Here is a 16,275-nt window from a genome sequence, read left to right as displayed (position 1 = left end):
CCGGGGTGTTGTGGACGGATCCGCTCCGCCCGGCCCGGGAACGGCCGTTTCTGTCGTACCCGGGTGGCATGCTGGCCGGTTCGGCTAGCTCCGGGACGGGAGCGTGCGCTGGACGACCACGCCCAGCACGCCGGGACCGGTGTGCGCCCCGATCACCGCGCCCAGCTCGGAAACCACGCAGCCCGACGAGCGCGGGATCGCCTCTTCGAGGCGGTTCGCCAGCTCGACCGCGCGTTCCGGCGAGGCGAGGTGGTGGACCGCCAGCTCGACGTCGTCGCCGTCGGCGGCCTTCGCGGCCAGCTCGACCATCCGCGCGATGGCCCGGTTCATGGTGCGGACCTTCTCCAGCGGCAGGATGCGGCCGTCGGCCATGTGCAGCACCGGCTTCACCGCCAGCGCCGTCCCGAGCAGCGCCGCCGCCGGCCCGATCCGGCCGCCGCGGCGCAGGTATTCCAGGGTTTCCACGACGAACAACGTCGACGAGCAGCCTGCCGCCTGCACCGCGGCGGCCTCGACGGCGGCCGCGTCGGCTCCCGCGGCCGCGGCGACGGCGGCGTGCAGCGCGGCGAACCCGAGGCCCATCGCCGTGGTCCGCGAATCGACAACGCGGACGCGGTCCGGCCCCACTTCCTGGGCGGCCAGCACCGCCGCCTCCCAGGTGCCCGACAGCTCGCTCGACAGGTGCACCGACACGATCGCGTCCGCGCCTTCGGCGAACGCCGCGCGGTACTCCTCGACGAACTCCGTGGGCGTCGGCCGGGACGTCGTGACGATCTTCTTCTGGCTCATCGCCTCGGCGACCGCCGCCGGGCCGGTTTCGATGCCGTCGAGGGAAACCACGCCGTCGACCAGGACGTGCAGCGGAACCACCCGGACCGCGTGCCGGTCGGCGAAGCCCTCCGGCAGGTGGGCAGTGGAATCCGTGACTACGGCGACCGACACGCCCGTCAGCCTACGGGGCCAGGGGCCGCCACCGGTGCCAGCAACACGGACATCGCCTCGCCGACCGCGGCGTGCCCCGCCCAGCCCCAGTGCATGCCGTCCGGGTTTCCGGCGCCGCTGAGCACGTGCTCCCCCACGACGGCTTCGAGGTCCAGCAAGGGAATTCCGGTCCGGGCACCCCACGCCGCCATCGCGGCCGTCGCGGCCGGGCGTGCCGTGTGGACTCCGCCGTACGCCGCGGCGCGGTGCACCGACGGCAGCCAGCCGAAGATCGGCAGCTCGGGCCGCAGGACGCGCAGCGCGCCCACGGCGGTGTCGAGGTACTGCACGGTCAGCCTGGCCGGCAACACCGCGGGACGGCCCCGCAGCGCGACCGACAGCCGCGGCTGGGCGGCGAGATACGCCTTGCGCACCACCCGCCGCACGGGGTCGGGCCGCAGGTACCGCAGCCCGGTGCGCAGGTAGGTCGGCAACGGCGACGGCAGCGTGTCCATGCTGCCGATCGCGAGCACGACGGCGTCGGCGTGGTGCAGGTCGGCCCAGACGCGCGGATCGCCGGTCAGCGACCACCAGACGTCCCGCGCGGTCCAGCCGATCCCGGCCACCAGGTCGGCACTGCCGCCGAGGGCGGCGGCCGCCACGTTCGGCCACAGCCGCGGCTCGTCGGCCGCGCAGGGCCCCTCGGGACCGTGAAAGCTCAGCGAGTCGCCGAACACCAGCAGGCGCGGCCCCATCGGCTAGCCGTGCATCCCCGCGTTGTAGGCGTGCAGCCGCCACTTGCCGTCACGCATCCCCAGCTCCACCCAGTGGCAGTTCGCGATCCCGCCCAGCGACGGCCAGATCGCCACCGGCAGGTCCAGCAGCCGCGCGGTGAGCGCGATGATCAGCCCGCCGTGCGCGGCCAGCAGCACGGTCTCCCCCGCTTCGGAGTTGGCCTGCTGCAGGTCGGTGACCACTTCGCTCGCGCGGTCGGCGACGTCGACGCGGTTCTCCCCGCCCGGCGGTGCCCAGGTCGCGTCGGTGCGCCAGCGGGCGCGCTCCCCGGGGTAGGCCTCGTCGACCTGGGCGCCGGTGAGTCCCTGCCACTCGCCCAGGTGCGTCTCGCGCAGCCGCTTGTCGATCCGCAGCGGGACGCCGATCGCGTCGGTGAGCACGGTGGCCGTGTCGGTGGCGCGGCGCAGGTCGGAGGCGATGACCAGGTCCGGGGAAAAGCGGGCCAGCGCGGGCACGGCGAACCGGGCCTGGTTCCAGCCGCGCGGGGTCAGCGCCGAGTCGAGGTGACCCTGCATCCGCCCGGCGGCGTTGTAGTCCGTTTCGCCGTGGCGCCACAGCACCAGCCGCCGCGGGCTCACAGGGCGTCCGGGTCCTCGTCCGCGGGCGGCTCTTCGAGACCGGCCACCTCGATGCGCGGGCAGTCCTTCCACAGCCGTTCGAGGCCGTAGAACGTGCGCTCTTCGACGTGCTGGACGTGCACGACGACGTCGACGTAGTCCAGCAGCACCCAGCGGCCTTCGCGGGCGCCTTCGCGGCGGACCGGCTTGTGCCCCTGCTCCCGCAGCTTCTCTTCGACGTTGTCGACGATCGCGCCGACCAGGCGCTCGTTGGACGCGGAGGCGATGACGAAGGCGTCGGTGATGACGAGCTGCTCGGACACGTCCAGTACGACGACGTCGCTGGCCTTCTTGTCCGCCGCCGCGTGTGCGGCCGCTACGGCCAGCTCTCGTGCCTCGGACGTGGCTGCCACGGTGCTCCTTCTCGGTTCGGGTTCGCCCGAGAAGGGTACCCGCCGGGACCGGCGGCGGTTCAGTCGCTCTTCCGGTAGAGGTCGTTCTTGGCGATGTAGCGGACGACGCCGTCGGGCACGAGGTACCAGACCGGCTCCCCGCGTTCGACCCGTTCGCGGCAGCCGGTGGAGGAAATCGACATCGCCGTGACCTCGACGAGGCTCACCTTGCCGCTGGGCAGGTGGTGGGAGTTGAGCCGGTAGCCCGGCCGGGTGACACCGATGAAGTGGGCGAGGTCGAACAGCTCGTCGGCCCGGTGCCAGGTGAGGATCTGCTCGAGCGCGTCGGCGCCGGTGATGAAGAACAGCTCGTCGCCGGGGTACTCCGCGTGCAGGTCGCGCAGGGTGTCGACGGTGTAGGTCTGGCCGCCGCGGTCGATGTCGACGCGGCTGACCGAGAACACCGGGTTGGACGCGGTCGCGATCACCGTCATCAGGTAGCGGTGCTCGGCCTTCGTCACCTGGCGGCCGGTCTTCTGCCACGGCTGCCCGGTCGGGACGAAGATCACTTCGTCGAGCCCGAACCGGGACTGGACCTCGCTCGCGGCGACGAGGTGGCCGTGGTGCACGGGGTCGAAGGTGCCGCCCATGACCCCGATCCGCCGTGGTGACATGACCGGAGAGCCTATACAGCCGCGGCCGCGCGGGCCGGGTGCTGTGGGACAGCTCGCCCAGCCGGGCCGGAATTGTGATTCAGCTCACATAACGGCCCGTATTCGTCGCGAACGGTCCGTTCGCGCCGCCGCCGATTCCCGATCTGTCGGTGCCATGGGGTAGACGTGGGGACGTGGACACCACCGGCACCACCTCAGCACTCCGCGACCGCGCCGAGACCCTCCTGCGGGCACTGGCCGGCGACTCGGCGAAGCTGCGCGACGACCAATGGACCGCCATCGAGGCCCTCGTCGCGCAGCGGCGCCGCGCGCTGGTCGTGCAGCGCACCGGCTGGGGCAAGTCGGCGGTGTACTTCCTGGCCACGGCCTTGCTGCGGGAACAGGGCAGCGGCCCGACGGTCATCGTCTCGCCCCTGCTCGCGTTGATGCGCAACCAGATCTCGGCGGCGGCGCGCGCCGGGATCCACGCGGCGACCATGAACTCCGCCAACCCGCAGGAGTGGGACCAGGTCCAGGCGGCGGTCGCGGCGGGCGAGGTGGACGTCCTGCTGGTCAGCCCGGAACGGCTGAACAACCCGGACTTCCGCGACAACGTGCTGCCGAAGCTGACCGCGAGCACCGGCCTGCTGGTGGTCGACGAGGCGCACTGCATCTCCGACTGGGGGCACGACTTCCGGCCGGACTACCGGCGCCTGCGGACGCTGCTGGGCGACCTGCCCGAGGGCGTGCCGGTGCTGGCGACCACGGCGACGGCGAACGACCGCGTGGTCACCGACGTCGCCGAGCAGCTGGGTCTCGGCGCCGGCGGCGACACGCTGGTGCTGCGCGGCAGCCTCGACCGGGAAAGCCTGCGGCTGTCGGTGTGCCGGCTGCCGACGTCGCAGGCGCGGCTGGCCTGGCTCGCCGAGCACCTGGCCGAGCTGCCGGGATCCGGGATCATCTACTGCCTGACCGTGGCGGCGGCGCACGACGTCGCGTCGCTGCTGAAGGACCGCGGCTACCCGGTGGCGGCCTACACCGGCAAGACCGACCCGGCCGACCGGCAGGCGGCCGAGGACGACCTGCTCGCCAACCGCGTCAAGGCGCTGGTCGCGACGTCCGCGCTGGGCATGGGGTTCGACAAGCCGGACCTCGGGTTCGTCGTGCACCTGGGCGCGCCGTCGTCGCCGATCGCGTACTACCAGCAGGTCGGCCGCGCCGGGCGTGGCGTGGAGCGCGCCGAGGTCGTGCTCCTGCCCGGCGAGGAGGACAGGGCGATCTGGGCGTACTTCGGGTCGCTGGCCTTCCCCGACGAGCTGCGGGTGACGCAGGTGCTCAACACCCTCGCCTACGCCGACCGTCCCCTTTCGACGGCCGCGCTCGAGCCGTCGGTCGAGCTTTCCCGGTCGCGGCTGGAAATGGTGCTCAAGGTGCTCGACGTCGACGGCGCAGTGCGGCGGGTCAAGGGCGGCTGGACGAGCACGGGCGAGAACTGGGAGTACGACCGCGGGCGGTACCAGCGCGTCGCCCAGGCACGGGACCGCGAGCAGGAAGCGATGCTCGGCTACCTCGCCACCAAGGGGTGCCGGATGGAATACCTGCGGCGGCAGCTCGACGACCCCGAAGCGGCGCCGTGCGGGCGGTGCGACAACTGCACCGGTCAGCACTGGGACACGACGGTCGCCGACGAGGTCGTCGACGCGACACGGGAACGCCTGCAGCGGCCCGGCGTCGAGGTCGCGCCCCGGAAGCAGTGGCCGACCGGGATGTCCTCTTTGGACGTTCCGGTGTCGGGCCGGATCTCGGCCGACGACCAGGCCGAGCCGGGCCAGGTGCTCGGGCGGCTCACCGACGTCGGCTGGGGCAACCGGCTGCGGGACCTGGTCGGGCCACAGGCCCGCGACGCCGAGGTGCCCGACTCGGTGTTCAAGGCCTGCGTCCAGGTGCTCGCCGGGTGGCAGTGGGCACAACGGCCGGTGGCGGTGGTGGCGGTTCCGTCGTCGACCCGGCCACAGCTGGTGTACAGCCTCGCGACGCGGCTGGCCGAGATCGGCAGGCTCGACTTCCTCGGCGCCCTCGACGCGGAGGGCCCGCCACCCCGGCAGGCCAACAGCGCGCAGCGGCTGGCCGATCTGTGGCGGCGGATGAGCATGCCCGCCGACCTGGCGGCATCGCTGCCGTCCGGGCCGGTGCTGCTGGTGGACGACGTCATCGACACGGGCTGGACGATGACGCTCGCCGCACGCCTGCTGCGGCGGGCCGGGGCGCCCGCGGTGCTGCCGTTCGCGTTGGCCAGTACGGCCTGAAGGAAGGAGGCGCTGCCGGAAACGCGGGGCGGCGAGCTGCGGTAAACCCTTCGTCGCCGGCCGGTCACCCTCGCTACGCTGCGAGTTTCCGCGACCGAGCCGAAGGAGGGACACCGTGCAGACCGCCGACGTTACCGAGGAGCTGGCGCGCCGCGTGGTGGCCGCCGCCGGCCGGGCGCTGGACGTCGAGCTGACGCCCGAGCAGGCGCTGATCCAGGCGTCGCCGCGCGAAGGCGTCGACTACCAGGGCAACCTGGCGATGAGCCTGGGCAAGCGGCTCGGCCGTCCGCCGCGGGAGGTCGCGGCGCTGATCGCCGGCGCACTGGAACTCGGTGACATCGCCGGGGCACCCGAGATCGCCGGGCCGGGATTCCTGAACTTCGTGCTGCGCAAGGAATGGCTCGAAGCACGCATCGCCGGGCTGCTCGGCGACCCGCGGCTCGGCGTGCCAGAAACCCCGCGGCCGCGGCGGATCGCGCTCGACTACAGCAGCCCGAACGTCGCCAAGGAGATGCACGCCGGGCACCTGCGCACGACGGTGATCGGCGACGCGCTCGCCCGCCTGCTGCGGTTCGCGGGACACGAAGTCCTGCCGCACAACCACCTCGGTGACTGGGGCACGCCGTTCGGCATGCTCATCGAGCATCTCGCCGACGTCCCGGCCGGGCAGCGCGCCATCGCCGACCTCGACGCTTTCTACCGTGCAGCACGGCAGAAGTTCGACAGCGACGAAGCGTTCGCGACGCGGGCGCGGGAACGTGTCGTCCTGCTGCAGAGCGGCGACGAAGAAACCCTGGCCGTCTGGCGGGAGCTGGTGGCCGAGTCGACGCGGCACTTCAACGCCGTCTACGACCTGCTCGGGGTTTCCTTGACGGACAAGGACATCTACGGCGAAAGCTTCTACAACCCGTACCTCGCCGCGGTGGTCGAAGACCTCGAAAAGGCCGGGCTGACCGAGGTCAGCGACGGCGCCGTCTGCGTCTTCCCCGAAGGCTTCCGCAACCGTGATGGTGACCGGCTGCCGCTGATCGTCCGCAAGCGCGACGGCGGTTACGGGTATGCCGCGACCGACCTGGCAACGGTCCGGTACTGGACGGCCGAGCGCGGCGCCACCGACCTGCTCTACGTCGTCGGCGCGCCGCAGGCCCAGCACTTCGCGATGCTGTTCGCCGTCTGCCGGGCCGCGGGCTGGCTGACCGGGCACGCCGAGCACATCGCCTTCGGCACGGTGCTGGGCGCCGACGGCAAGACCATGCGGACCCGGGCCGGCGAGACGGTCAAGCTGGCGGACCTGCTCACCGAAGCCGTGGACCAGGCCGCCGCGGTCGTCGCCGAACGCAGTGAACTCGACTCCGCGGGGCAGGCGGAGGTCGCGCGGGCGGTGGGCATCGGCGCGGTCAAGTACGCGGACCTGTCCGGCGACCGGGAGCGCGACTACGTCTTCGCCTGGGACCGGATGCTGGCCAAGGAAGGCAACACTTCGGTGTACCTGCAGTACGCGCACGCGCGGACGCAGTCGCTCCTGCGGAAGGCGGGCGGTCAGCCCGGCGGTACGCAGATCCTTCTCGACGCTCCGGCGGAACGCGCTTTGGCGCTGAAGCTGTTGAGGTTCGGCGAAGCGCTGAAGGCGGCAACGGACGGCTATGCGCCGCACAAGCTCTGTACGTACCTGTACGAGACCGCGGTGACGTTCTCGCGGTTCTTCGAGGAATGCCCGGTGCTGAAGGCAGCTTCGCCCGAGCTGCGCGCGTCGCGGCTGAGGTTGACGACGCTGACCGCGCGGACGCTCGCGCTCGGGCTCTCGCTGCTGGGCATCGAAGCGCCCGAACGGCTTTAGCGGGCGGCCAGCAGCGCCACCAGCTCGCCGGCCAGCGTGCGGCCGACCGGTTCGCGGGTGGCGAGGAGCCGGTACCAGAGGGTGCCGAACACGACGTCGATCACCGTGCCGGGCGCGACGCCCGCGGGCAGTTCGCCGCGCTCGCCGGCGCGGTCGACGATGCGGCCCAGCGCGTCGCGACGGCGCAGGAGGAAGTCCTCGCGGAACCGCTTGCCGAACTCCGGGTCGATCTGCGCCTGCGCCATCAGCGCGCGGAGCGTGTCCGCGACGTCGGCCTTCTCGCCCAGCTCGAACGTGTCGCTCAGGAAGCGCGTCAGGTCGGCGCGGAAGGAACCCTCGTCGGGGATCGGGATCTTGAGGTCCGCCTTCGTCGCGAGCGCGTCGAGCAGGACGTCGGCCTTCGACGGCCACCAGCGGTAGATCGTCTGCTTGCCGACGCCCGAGCGGGCGGCGATGCCTTCGACGGTCAGCGCGCCGTAGCCGGACTCCGCGACCAGGTCGAGCGTGGCGGCGAGGATCGCCAGCCGGCTCTGCTCGCTGCGTTTGCGGCCGGGGCGGGACTGGTCGGTCATGGGATCCGATGGTAGCTTGGATTTCGAAACGAGACGTACCGGTTCGAAATGAGGAACAACATGAGCATCGCTCTCGTGGCCGGCGGCACTTCGGGCATCGGCCTGGCGACCGCGCGGCGGCTGCACCGCCAGGGCTACGACGTCCACGTCACCGGGCGGGACAAGGAACGCCTCGACGACGTCGCGGCGAGCGACCCGCAGCTGCGCGGGCACCAGGCCGACGGCGGCGACGCCGCGGCGATGGCCGCGCTGGCCGAGTCGCTCGGGACGGTCGACGTGCTCGTGGTGAGCCTGTCGGGCACCGAAGGCATGGGGCCGATCGGGTCGCTGGACCTCGGCATGCTGCGCCGGGCGTTCGACGCGAAGTTCTGGGCGCACCTGACGACGATCCAGGCGGTGCTGCCACACCTGGCCGCGGACGGCTCGATCACGCTGCTCAGCGCGATCACCGCCCGGGCGGCCATGCCCGGCACGGCCGGCATCGGCGCCCTGAACGCGGCGATCGAAGCGCTGGTCAAGCCGCTGGCGGTCGAGCTGGCCCCGCGACGGGTCAACGCGGTCTCGCCGGGCGTCGTGGACACGGCGTGGTGGAACGGCTTCCCGGACGAGATGCGGGAAGGGTTCTTCGCCCAGACGGCGGCGTCGATCCCGACCCGCCGAGTGGCGACGGCGGACGACGTGGCCGAAGTCGTGGCCCTGGCGGCAACCAACCGCAACCTGACGGGAACGGTCCTGGAAGCCGACGGCGGAGCCAGGCTGGTCTCGCTGGGCTGAGGGGCATCACGCGTGATCCAGCGGGCATCACTCGTGATTGAAGGGGCATCACGGGTGATGGGGAGGACGACACGGTGATGCCCGGCCGGACGCCGGCCGGTCAGGAACCGGCCGGCGTTCCTGGGTGAAGCACTAGTTGCTGAGGCAACGCCACTGCATGAACCAGGCCCAGCTGCCGTCTCCGCGCGGGAAGCCCCCGAGCTGCACGGGCTGGGTCTCGCGGGCCCGGAACTTGTACAGCTCGAAGCACCGCTTGTCAGCCCGGGGCTTCGATTCCGCTGCCGCGGCGTTCCACTCGGGCCGCTGCGGGGACCGGGAACTGAGTTCGACGTCGAACTGAGCGGAGTCGGCGCTCGCGGGCGTCGTCCCGAGCGCGACGCCGGTGCCCGCAGCCAGAACGAGCGCCAGTGCGGTCATCCGGACGGTCCTGCCGATTTTCGTGTGCACAGCCACCTTCAATGATGAGGTTGTCAATGTGCCGTCACGATGGCGCGGCGAAGGCAGCTTGCGCTACGGATCACGTCGTTTTCCGGGTTTTGCGAACGTCGTTTCCGCGATCGCCGGGCTAGCGGCGCAGCGGGACCAGGTCGTCGGCGTGGACGACCTCTCGGCGGTGCTCCTCCGGGAGTTCCGGGGTCGAGTGGCCGATCAGGTCCGGGAGTTCCGTGGCGTCGAACGCCACCACTCCGCGGGCCACCGGGCGGTCCTTCGCATCCACCAGGTCGACCACGTCGCCTGCCTGGAAGTCGCCTTCCACGCCCGTGATGCCCGCCGCCAGCAGGGAGCGGCGGCGGCGGACCACCGCCGTCACCGCTCCGTCGTCGAGGCGGAGCCTGCCCGTCGTGTCCGCCGCGTAGCCCAGCCAGAACCGGCGGGCCGACAGGCGCGTGTCCGCCGGGGCGAACGCCGTTCCCGGGGACGCCGACGTCAGCGCCGCCGAGGCCTCCGAGGCCGCCGCCAGCAGGACCGGGATGCCCGCGCCCGCCGCCGTGCGGGCGGCCGCCAGCTTCGAGACCATTCCGCCCGTGCCCAGGCCCGAGCTGGACATGCCGACCGAGATTCCGTCCACATCGGACTCCGAGAGGACCTCGGTGAGCTTGCGGGTCGCGCCGTGGCGCGGGTCTCCGTCGTACAGGCCGTCCACATCGGACAGCAGGACCAGCGCGTCCGCGCCGATCAGGTGGGCCACCAGTGCCGCCAAGCGGTCGTTGTCGCCGAAGCGGATCTCCTCGGTCGCCACCGTGTCGTTCTCGTTGACCACCGGGACCGCGCCCAGGGCCAGCAGCCGGGAGAACGTCCGCTGCGCGTTCCGGTAGTGCGAACGGCGGACGACGTCGTCGGACGTCAGCAGGACCTGCCCGACCGTCAGCGAGTACCGCCCGAACGACTCCGCGTACGCGTGCGCCAGCGCCAGCTGGCCGACGCTCGCCGCCGCCTGCTGGGTGGCCAGGTCACGCGGCCGCTTGCCGAGGGACAGCGGCGCCAGTCCCGCGCCGATCGCGCCCGAGGACACCAGGACGATCTGCGTGTCGCGGGCGACGCGCTCGGCGATCGCGTCGACCAGCGCGTCCAGCCGGGCCACGTCGAGGCCGCTGCCCGCCGTGGTCAGCGCCGACGAGCCGACCTTGACCACCAGGCGCCGCGCCGCGGCGATGGCCTGCCGGGTGCCGCTCACTCGTCGGCGTCCAGGTCGTCGCCGGACTCACCGGACCGCCGGATCCGGCGGGCTTCCTTGCGCTCGGTCGCGCTGATGCGGTCGTTGCGCTCCAGCCGGACGTCGGTGCCGCGCCCGGACAGGTGCATCGCGACGCTCGGCGTCGACGGCGCCCACTCGAACTGGACGTCGCCGATCGTGACCGGGCTGCCGGGCTGCGCGCCGAGCTTGGCCAGCTCGTCCTCGACGCCGAGGCGGTTGAGCCGGTCGGCGAGGTAGCCGACCGCCTCGTCGTTGCCGAAGTCGGTCTGGCGGATCCAGCGCTCCGGGCGGGCGCCGCGGACGATGAACGCGCCCTCCTCTTCGGGGTCGACCTCGACGGTGAAGCCGGTGTCGTCGACGGCCGCGGGCCGCAGGACGATCTTCTCCGGCTCCAGCACCGGCTGCGCCTCGCGGTACTTCTCGACGATCGCCGCGAGGGCGAAGGTCAGCTCCCGCAGGCCCTTGCGCGACGCCGTCGAGACCTCGAACACCTGCAGGCCGCGTGCTTCGAACTCCGGCCGGACGAACTCGGCGAGCTCGGCCGCCTCCGGGATGTCGATCTTGTTGAGGACGACGACCCGTGGCCGCTCCTCCAGCTTGCCGCCGAGGCCCGGCGTGTACTTGGCCAGTTCCGCTTCCAGAGCGTCCACATCGGACAGCGGATCGCGGCCGGGTTCGAGCGTCGCGCAGTCGACGACGTGCACCAGCACCGCGCAGCGCTCGATGTGCCGCAGGAAGTCCAGGCCGAGGCCCTTGCCTTCGGACGCGCCGGGGATCAGGCCGGGCACGTCGGCCATCGTGAACACCGTGTCGCCGCCGGTGATGACGCCGAGGTTCGGCACCAGCGTGGTGAACGGGTAGTCGGCGATCTTCGGCTTGGCCGCGGACAGCACCGAGATCAGCGACGACTTGCCCGCGGACGGGAACCCGAGGAGGCCGACGTCGGCGACCGAGCGCAGCTCCAGGACGAGGTTGCGGGACTCGCCCGGTTCCCCCAGCAGCGCGAACCCGGGCGCCTTGCGGGCCTTGGACGCCAGCGCGGCGTTGCCGAGGCCGCCGCGGCCGCCCTGGGCGGCGACGAACGTGGTGCCCGGCCCGATCAGGTCGGCGACCAGCTCACCGTCCTCGGTGAACACGACGGTGCCGGACGGCACCTTCATCACCAGCGTCTCCCCCGCCGCGCCCGCGCGGTTGCCGCCCTGGCCCATCTTGCCGTTGCCGGCCTTGGCGTGCGGGCGGAAGTGGAAGTCCAGCAGGGTGTGCACGTTCGGGTCGACGACCAGCAGGACGTCGCCGCCGTTGCCGCCGTTGCCGCCGTCCGGGCCGCCGAGGGGCTTGAACTTCTCGCGGTGCACCGAGGCACAGCCGTTGCCCCCGTCACCGGCGGTCAGGTGGATGACCGCGCGGTCCACGAACCGGGACGCCATGACATTGCCTCACTTCACTCGCGGAAAGGTTTCGAACAAAACAAACGAGGGGTGGCACCGGATATTCCGGCCCCACCCCTCGTCAGAGGTCTAACTCGAAGCCGAAACTCAGGCCTCGACTGGCACGATGTTGACCGTCTTGCGGCCGCGCTTCTCGCCGAACTTGACCGCGCCGGCGGCCAGGGCGAACAGCGTGTCGTCGCCGCCACGGCCGACGTTCACGCCGGGGTGGAACTTGGTGCCGCGCTGGCGGATCAGGATCTCGCCCGCGTTGACTTCCTGGCCGCCGTAGCGCTTGACGCCGAGGCGCTGCGCGTTCGAGTCACGACCGTTGCGGGAGCTGGACGCACCCTTCTTGTGAGCCATAGCTCAATCCTCTTTCTGAAGCGAAGATCCGGAGCAGAACTACTTGGAGATGGCGGTGACCTCGACGCGGGTCAGCTTCTGCCGGTGACCCTGGCGCTTGTGGTAGCCCGTCTTGTTCTTGAACTTGTGGATCCGGATCTTCGGACCCTTGGTCTGCTCGACGACCTTGCCGGTGACCGAGACCTTCGCCAACGCGTCGGCGTCCGTGGTGACCTCGCCACCGTCCACGAACAGCACGGCGGGGAAGGTGTGCTCGGTGCCCGGCTCGCCCTCGAGCTTCTCGACCTCGACGACGTCGCCGACGGCCACCTTGTACTGCTTGCCGCCGGTCTTGACGATCGCGTACGCCGACACGGAAGTCTCCTGCATTACTCGACAATGGGTGGGGGCTCGCGCGACCGGCCCACCTGGTGGAAACGGCGGTCCAGGACTCGCGCAGGCGACCTGCTCTGGTGGCAGGCCGTACTACAGGTTACGTGGGGTGCCCCGGTGCGTTACCACCGGGGTCCCCTAGTTGGTCAACAGCTCTGTGTTCAGTTGCTCTGGTCCGAGGCGTGCACCGGCGGGCCCGCCGGGCGCGACGCCGCCCGGCGCGGACGGCGCCGGGTGGAGCGCACGGCCGGTTCGGGCACGCTGACCTCGGGTTCGGCGACCGGTTCCCCGGCCGCCGACGACGTGACCGGCTCTTCAGCCGGTTCCGGGGCCGGGGACTGCTCGACCGCCGGCTCCTCGTCCTGCGGCACCGGCAGCTCGTCCGCTTCGGTCGTCACCGGCGTGCCGGCGACCTCCTGGGCGGGCTCGGCGGGCGGTTCGGCCGTCACCGGAGTCTCGTCCGCCTCCGTGGTCGCCGGGACGTCCGCGATCTCCTTGGCAGGCTCCGGGACGTGCCCGTTGCCGTTCAGCGGGCCGTGGTCGTGCTCCTTGGCGGCCTTGGAGGCGTTCGCCATCGCCGCCACCGCCGACGCGATCGACTCGCGCTTCTCCGGCGGCGGCACCGCGTGCACCTCGGCCTTGGCGGCTTCGGCCTGCTCCTTGGCGGCCTCCTCGCCCTTGCCGCCGCGGCCCCGCGACCGGCGGGAGCTCTTCTCCCCGCCGCCGCCACCGCCACCGTTGCCGTTGCCGTTCCCGCCGTGGGAGTGCGAGCCGCCGCCGGTGCGCTGCAGCTCGGTCGAGACGAGCACGCCCCGGCCCTTGCAGTGCTCGCACGGCGTCGAGAACGCCTCCAGCAGGCCCGTGCCGATCTTCTTGCGGGTCATCTGCACCAGGCCGAGCGAGGTGACCTCGGCGACCTGGTGGCGGGTGCGGTCGCGGCCGAGGCACTCGGTGAGGCGGCGCAGCACCAGCTCGCGGTTGGACTCGAGCACCATGTCGATGAAGTCGATCACGATGATGCCGCCGATGTCCCGCAGCCGGAGCTGGCGGACGATCTCCTCCGCCGACTCCAGGTTGTTGCGGGTCACCGTCTCCTCGAGGTTGCCACCCGATCCGGTGAACTTGCCGGTGTTGACGTCGATCACCGTCATCGCCTCGGTGCGGTCGATGACCAGGTAGCCGCCGCTGGGCAGCCAGACCTTGCGGTCGAGCGCCTTGGTGATCTGCTCGTCGATCCGGTGGTCGGCGAACGCGTTGCCGGTGCCGGTGTAGCGCTTGAGCCGGTCGGTCAGGTCCGGCGCGACGTGCCGGACGTAGGCCTCGATCGTCTCCCACGCCTTGTCGCCCTGGACCTCGAGCTTGGCGAAGTCCTCGGTGAACAGGTCACGCACGACCTTGACCAGCAGGTCCGGCTCTTCGTAGAGCATGGTCGGCGCGCCGCCCTTGCGGTTCGCGCCCGCCTCGGCCTTCTCCTTGATGACGTCCCACTGGGCCTTCAGCCGGTCGACGTCGCGGGCCAGCTCCTCCTCGCTGATGCCCTCGGAGGCGGTGCGGATGATGACGCCCGCGTCCTCCGGGACGATCCGCTTGAGGATGTCCTTGAGCCGGCGGCGCTCGTTCTCCGGCAGCTTGCGGGAGATGCCGGTGGCGCCGCCCGCGGGCACGTAGACCAGGAAGCGGCCGGGCAGCGAGATCTGGGTGGTCAGCCGGGCGCCCTTGTGCCCGACCGGGTCCTTGGTGACCTGGACCAGCACCGAGTCGCCGGTGGACAGCGCCTGCTCGATCTTGCGGGCCTTGCCCTCCAGGCCGGCGGCGTCCCAGTCGACCTCGCCGGCGTAGAGCACGGCGTTGCGGCCGCGGCCAATGTCGATGAACGCGGCCTCCATGCTCGGCAGCACGTTCTGGACGCGGCCCAGGTAGACGTTGCCGACGATCGAGCCGGAGCCCGACTGCGTCACGAAGTGCTCGACGAGGACGCCGTCCTCCAGCACCGCGATCTGCGTCGAGTCGCCGTGCTCGGCGACGACCATCGTGCGCTCGACCGACTCGCGGCGGGCCAGGAACTCGGCCTCGGACAGGATCGGGGCACGGCGGCGGCCCGCCTCGCGGCCGTCGCGGCGGCGCTGGCGCTTGGCCTCCAGCCGGGTCGAGCCGCGGACGCTGCGGACCTCGTCGCGCGCCGGGCGCTCGGCCTCGGTCTTGGCCTGGCGGACGTGCGTGACGGTGTTGGGCGGATCGTCGGTGCTCTCGGCCTCGTCGCCGTCCGAGCCCTTGCGGCGACGACGGCGGCGGCGACGGCGGCTGCCGCCCTCGCTCTCGTCGGTGTCGCTCTCGGCCTCGGTCTCCGCGGCGGCTTCCTCGGCCTCTTCGGTGTCCGCTTCGGGCTTTTCGTCCCCGTTGCGGCCCTTGCGGCGCGGCTCCTCGGCCTGCTCGTCCTCGGTCTCGGCGGTCTCGTCGCCGCCCTCGGCGCCCTTGCCCCGGCCCCGGCCGCGACGGCCCCGGCGGCGGCGACGGCGGCTGCCGCCGTCCTCGCCGTCGTCCTCGGCGACCGGCGTGGTGTCTTCGGTCTCCTCCTCCGCCGCCTCGGGCTCCGGGCGGAGCTCCGGTTCGGCGAACGGGTCGGCCGGACGGCGGGCAGGCTTCACCGCGGGCTCGACCGGCTCCGGCGGCAGGAAGACCGGCGACGGCGCGGCGAACACCGGCAGGTGCGCGCGGGTCTTCTGCCGGGGGCGCGGCTTCTCGGCCTCGGCGACCGGCACCTCGGGCACCGGCGGGAGATCGGGCTGCGGCTCCTCGGCGGCCGGAACCGGCTGGTCGGCGGCTTCCTGAGGGGCTTCGGCCGCCTGCTCACCCTCGGCCGGGGCGAAGGCCCCGGCCACCTTGAGCGCGACGTCCCTGGTCACGCTCGACTGCGCGCTGCGGACGCTTTCGCCCAGCTCGGCCAGCTTCGCGAGGACGTCCCGGCTGTGCGACTCGAGCAGCTTGGCCAGCGCGTGCACCCGGATCCGGGCAGGCAGGTCGGCCAGCGGGCCGCTCGCGGGTGTGGCGGGATTCCCGCCGGTGTGCTCGGCGGGTGTTTCCGCGTTCGACATGTGGCACCTTCCGCCCCCGGGCGCGTCTGCCGGTGCACACCGGCAGGGACGCGGCCGCGCAGGGGCCCCTTTCTGTTCGTTCCGCCGTGGTGGTCACCAGCGGCGGGAATCCTTGCCCGACGACCGGGCGCCGCACCACCGCTTCCGGCGGCGCGCAACCCGGTCAAAGGTCTGCTCGGCGGCGTACGCGAGGCACTCGCGGCCCCCGGGCCGCCCGCCACGTCGTCCAGCCACCCGGTTCGCGGGCGGCGACGCGTCGCGGGAGTTCACGCACATCACCGGGCCCCCACGCCACAGGCAGCACCTCTCACGTGCGCCCCGCGGCCCAGCGGCCACCCCGAGTATCCCACACCGGGTGACTGCTCCGGTGTACTCGGTACCTACGCGCAGGCTGTCCGGGCGCGCCGCACCACCCGGGAGGGCCACCGGCCGGGCGAACTTGGCCGTAGCGCTTGTCCGCCGGGCACCGGGTGGCTACCGTGCGCCTCGGGGTGGCCGGGAGCTCGCGCGCCGGC

15 protein-coding genes are annotated in these 16,275 nt (G+C 72.3%); 3 read left to right on the top strand and 12 right to left on the bottom strand.

All coding sequences use genetic code 11. The features are described 5' to 3' along the window. Positions 1-84: 84 nt before the first annotated feature. Genes ABJI51_RS17455 through nadD form a run of 5 tightly spaced genes read right to left on the bottom strand, consistent with a single transcriptional unit; the run spans position 85 to position 3,315 of the window. Positions 85-942 (bottom strand): DegV family protein, encoded by an 858-nt coding sequence (locus ABJI51_RS17455; protein ID WP_348952082.1) that lies wholly within the window; start codon positions 940-942, stop codon positions 85-87. 5 nt (positions 943-947) lie between these two features. Beyond that, positions 948-1,676, bottom strand: a complete 729-nt coding sequence (gene octT / locus ABJI51_RS17450) for a diglucosylglycerate octanoyltransferase (RefSeq protein WP_348952081.1) — start codon at positions 1,674-1,676, stop codon at positions 948-950. Positions 1,677-1,679: 3 nt separating this feature from the next. Further along, positions 1,680-2,294 (bottom strand): histidine phosphatase family protein, encoded by a 615-nt coding sequence (locus ABJI51_RS17445; RefSeq protein ID WP_348952080.1) that lies wholly within the window; start codon positions 2,292-2,294, stop codon positions 1,680-1,682. Then, positions 2,291-2,686, bottom strand: coding sequence for a ribosome silencing factor (gene rsfS / locus ABJI51_RS17440; protein ID WP_348952079.1), 396 nt, complete (start codon positions 2,684-2,686; stop codon positions 2,291-2,293). The genes ABJI51_RS17445 and rsfS overlap by 4 nt, the downstream gene beginning before the upstream one ends. A 59-nt stretch (positions 2,687-2,745) precedes the next feature. Beyond that, on the bottom strand, positions 2,746-3,315 hold the full coding sequence (gene nadD / locus ABJI51_RS17435; protein ID WP_431605632.1) for a nicotinate-nucleotide adenylyltransferase: 570 nt from the start codon (positions 3,313-3,315) through the stop codon (positions 2,746-2,748). A 197-nt stretch (positions 3,316-3,512) separates the two neighbouring features. Between nadD and ABJI51_RS17430 the strand changes: the two genes are divergently transcribed. Further along, a complete protein-coding gene (locus ABJI51_RS17430) occupies positions 3,513-5,624 on the top strand; it encodes a RecQ family ATP-dependent DNA helicase (protein WP_348952077.1) in 2,112 nt (703 codons plus the stop codon). A gap of 115 nt (positions 5,625-5,739) precedes the next feature. Further along, positions 5,740-7,461: an arginine--tRNA ligase gene (gene argS / locus ABJI51_RS17425; RefSeq protein WP_348952076.1), complete on the top strand. Its 1,722-nt coding sequence runs from the start codon at positions 5,740-5,742 to the stop codon at positions 7,459-7,461. Here argS and ABJI51_RS17420 read toward each other — a convergent pair. Then, positions 7,458-8,033: a TetR/AcrR family transcriptional regulator gene (locus ABJI51_RS17420; protein ID WP_348952075.1), complete on the bottom strand. Its 576-nt coding sequence runs from the start codon at positions 8,031-8,033 to the stop codon at positions 7,458-7,460. The two genes, argS and ABJI51_RS17420, sit on opposite strands and share 4 nt — an antisense overlap. 60 nt (positions 8,034-8,093) lie before the next feature. Here ABJI51_RS17420 and ABJI51_RS17415 point away from each other — a divergent pair, with 60 nt between their 5' ends. After that, positions 8,094-8,807: an SDR family oxidoreductase gene (locus ABJI51_RS17415; RefSeq protein ID WP_348952074.1), complete on the top strand. Its 714-nt coding sequence runs from the start codon at positions 8,094-8,096 to the stop codon at positions 8,805-8,807. Positions 8,808-8,939: 132 nt separating this feature from the next. Here the strand turns inward: ABJI51_RS17415 and ABJI51_RS17410 are convergent, their stop codons facing one another. From ABJI51_RS17410 to ABJI51_RS17385, 6 genes are all read right to left on the bottom strand, one after another. Further along, positions 8,940-9,224 carry a hypothetical protein gene (locus ABJI51_RS17410; RefSeq protein ID WP_348952073.1) on the bottom strand — a complete coding sequence of 95 codons (285 nt, stop codon included), beginning with the start codon at positions 9,222-9,224 and terminating at the stop codon, positions 8,940-8,942. 148 nt (positions 9,225-9,372) lie between these two features. After that, complete coding sequence (gene proB / locus ABJI51_RS17405) at positions 9,373-10,482, bottom strand: glutamate 5-kinase (protein WP_348952072.1); 1,110 nt, start codon at positions 10,480-10,482, stop codon at positions 9,373-9,375. Beyond that, positions 10,479-11,930, bottom strand: coding sequence for a GTPase ObgE (gene obgE / locus ABJI51_RS17400; protein ID WP_348952071.1), 1,452 nt, complete (start codon positions 11,928-11,930; stop codon positions 10,479-10,481). The genes proB and obgE overlap by 4 nt, the downstream gene beginning before the upstream one ends. Before the next feature lie 108 nt (positions 11,931-12,038). Continuing rightward, positions 12,039-12,296: a 50S ribosomal protein L27 gene (rpmA, locus tag ABJI51_RS17395; protein WP_348952070.1), complete on the bottom strand. Its 258-nt coding sequence runs from the start codon at positions 12,294-12,296 to the stop codon at positions 12,039-12,041. 39 nt (positions 12,297-12,335) lie between these two features. Beyond that, positions 12,336-12,650 (bottom strand): 50S ribosomal protein L21, encoded by a 315-nt coding sequence (gene rplU, locus ABJI51_RS17390; protein ID WP_125315034.1) that lies wholly within the window; start codon positions 12,648-12,650, stop codon positions 12,336-12,338. A gap of 179 nt (positions 12,651-12,829) precedes the next feature. After that, positions 12,830-15,760 carry a translation initiation factor IF-2 N-terminal domain-containing protein gene (locus tag ABJI51_RS17385; RefSeq protein WP_348952069.1) on the bottom strand — a complete coding sequence of 977 codons (2,931 nt, stop codon included), beginning with the start codon at positions 15,758-15,760 and terminating at the stop codon, positions 12,830-12,832. Between the last annotated feature and the right edge of the window lie 515 nt (positions 15,761-16,275).

It is taken from the genome of Amycolatopsis melonis (assembly GCF_040064235.1).
Taxonomy (GTDB): Bacteria; Actinomycetota; Actinomycetes; order Mycobacteriales; family Pseudonocardiaceae; genus Amycolatopsis; species Amycolatopsis melonis.
The sequence above is the reverse complement of the archived record's forward strand: the minus strand, read 5'-3'. Positions and strand labels throughout refer to the sequence as shown.

What these genes read in the sequence shown, in the direction of transcription:
- ABJI51_RS17385 (WP_348952069.1), bottom strand. Translation starts at nt 15,760, where the DNA reads ATGTCGAACGCGGAAACACCCGCCGAGCACACCGGCGGGAATCCCGCC.
- ABJI51_RS17410 (WP_348952073.1), bottom strand. Translation starts at nt 9,224, where the DNA reads ATGACCGCACTGGCGCTCGTTCTGGCTGCGGGCACCGGCGTCGCGCTC.
- ABJI51_RS17415 (WP_348952074.1), top strand. Translation starts at nt 8,094, where the DNA reads ATGAGCATCGCTCTCGTGGCCGGCGGCACTTCGGGCATCGGCCTGGCG.
- rpmA (WP_348952070.1), bottom strand. Translation starts at nt 12,296, where the DNA reads ATGGCTCACAAGAAGGGTGCGTCCAGCTCCCGCAACGGTCGTGACTCG.
- nadD (WP_431605632.1), bottom strand. Translation starts at nt 3,315, where the DNA reads ATGGGCGGCACCTTCGACCCCGTGCACCACGGCCACCTCGTCGCCGCG.
- obgE (WP_348952071.1), bottom strand. Translation starts at nt 11,930, where the DNA reads ATGGCGTCCCGGTTCGTGGACCGCGCGGTCATCCACCTGACCGCCGGT.
- ABJI51_RS17420 (WP_348952075.1), bottom strand. Translation starts at nt 8,033, where the DNA reads ATGACCGACCAGTCCCGCCCCGGCCGCAAACGCAGCGAGCAGAGCCGG.
- octT (WP_348952081.1), bottom strand. Translation starts at nt 1,676, where the DNA reads ATGGGGCCGCGCCTGCTGGTGTTCGGCGACTCGCTGAGCTTTCACGGT.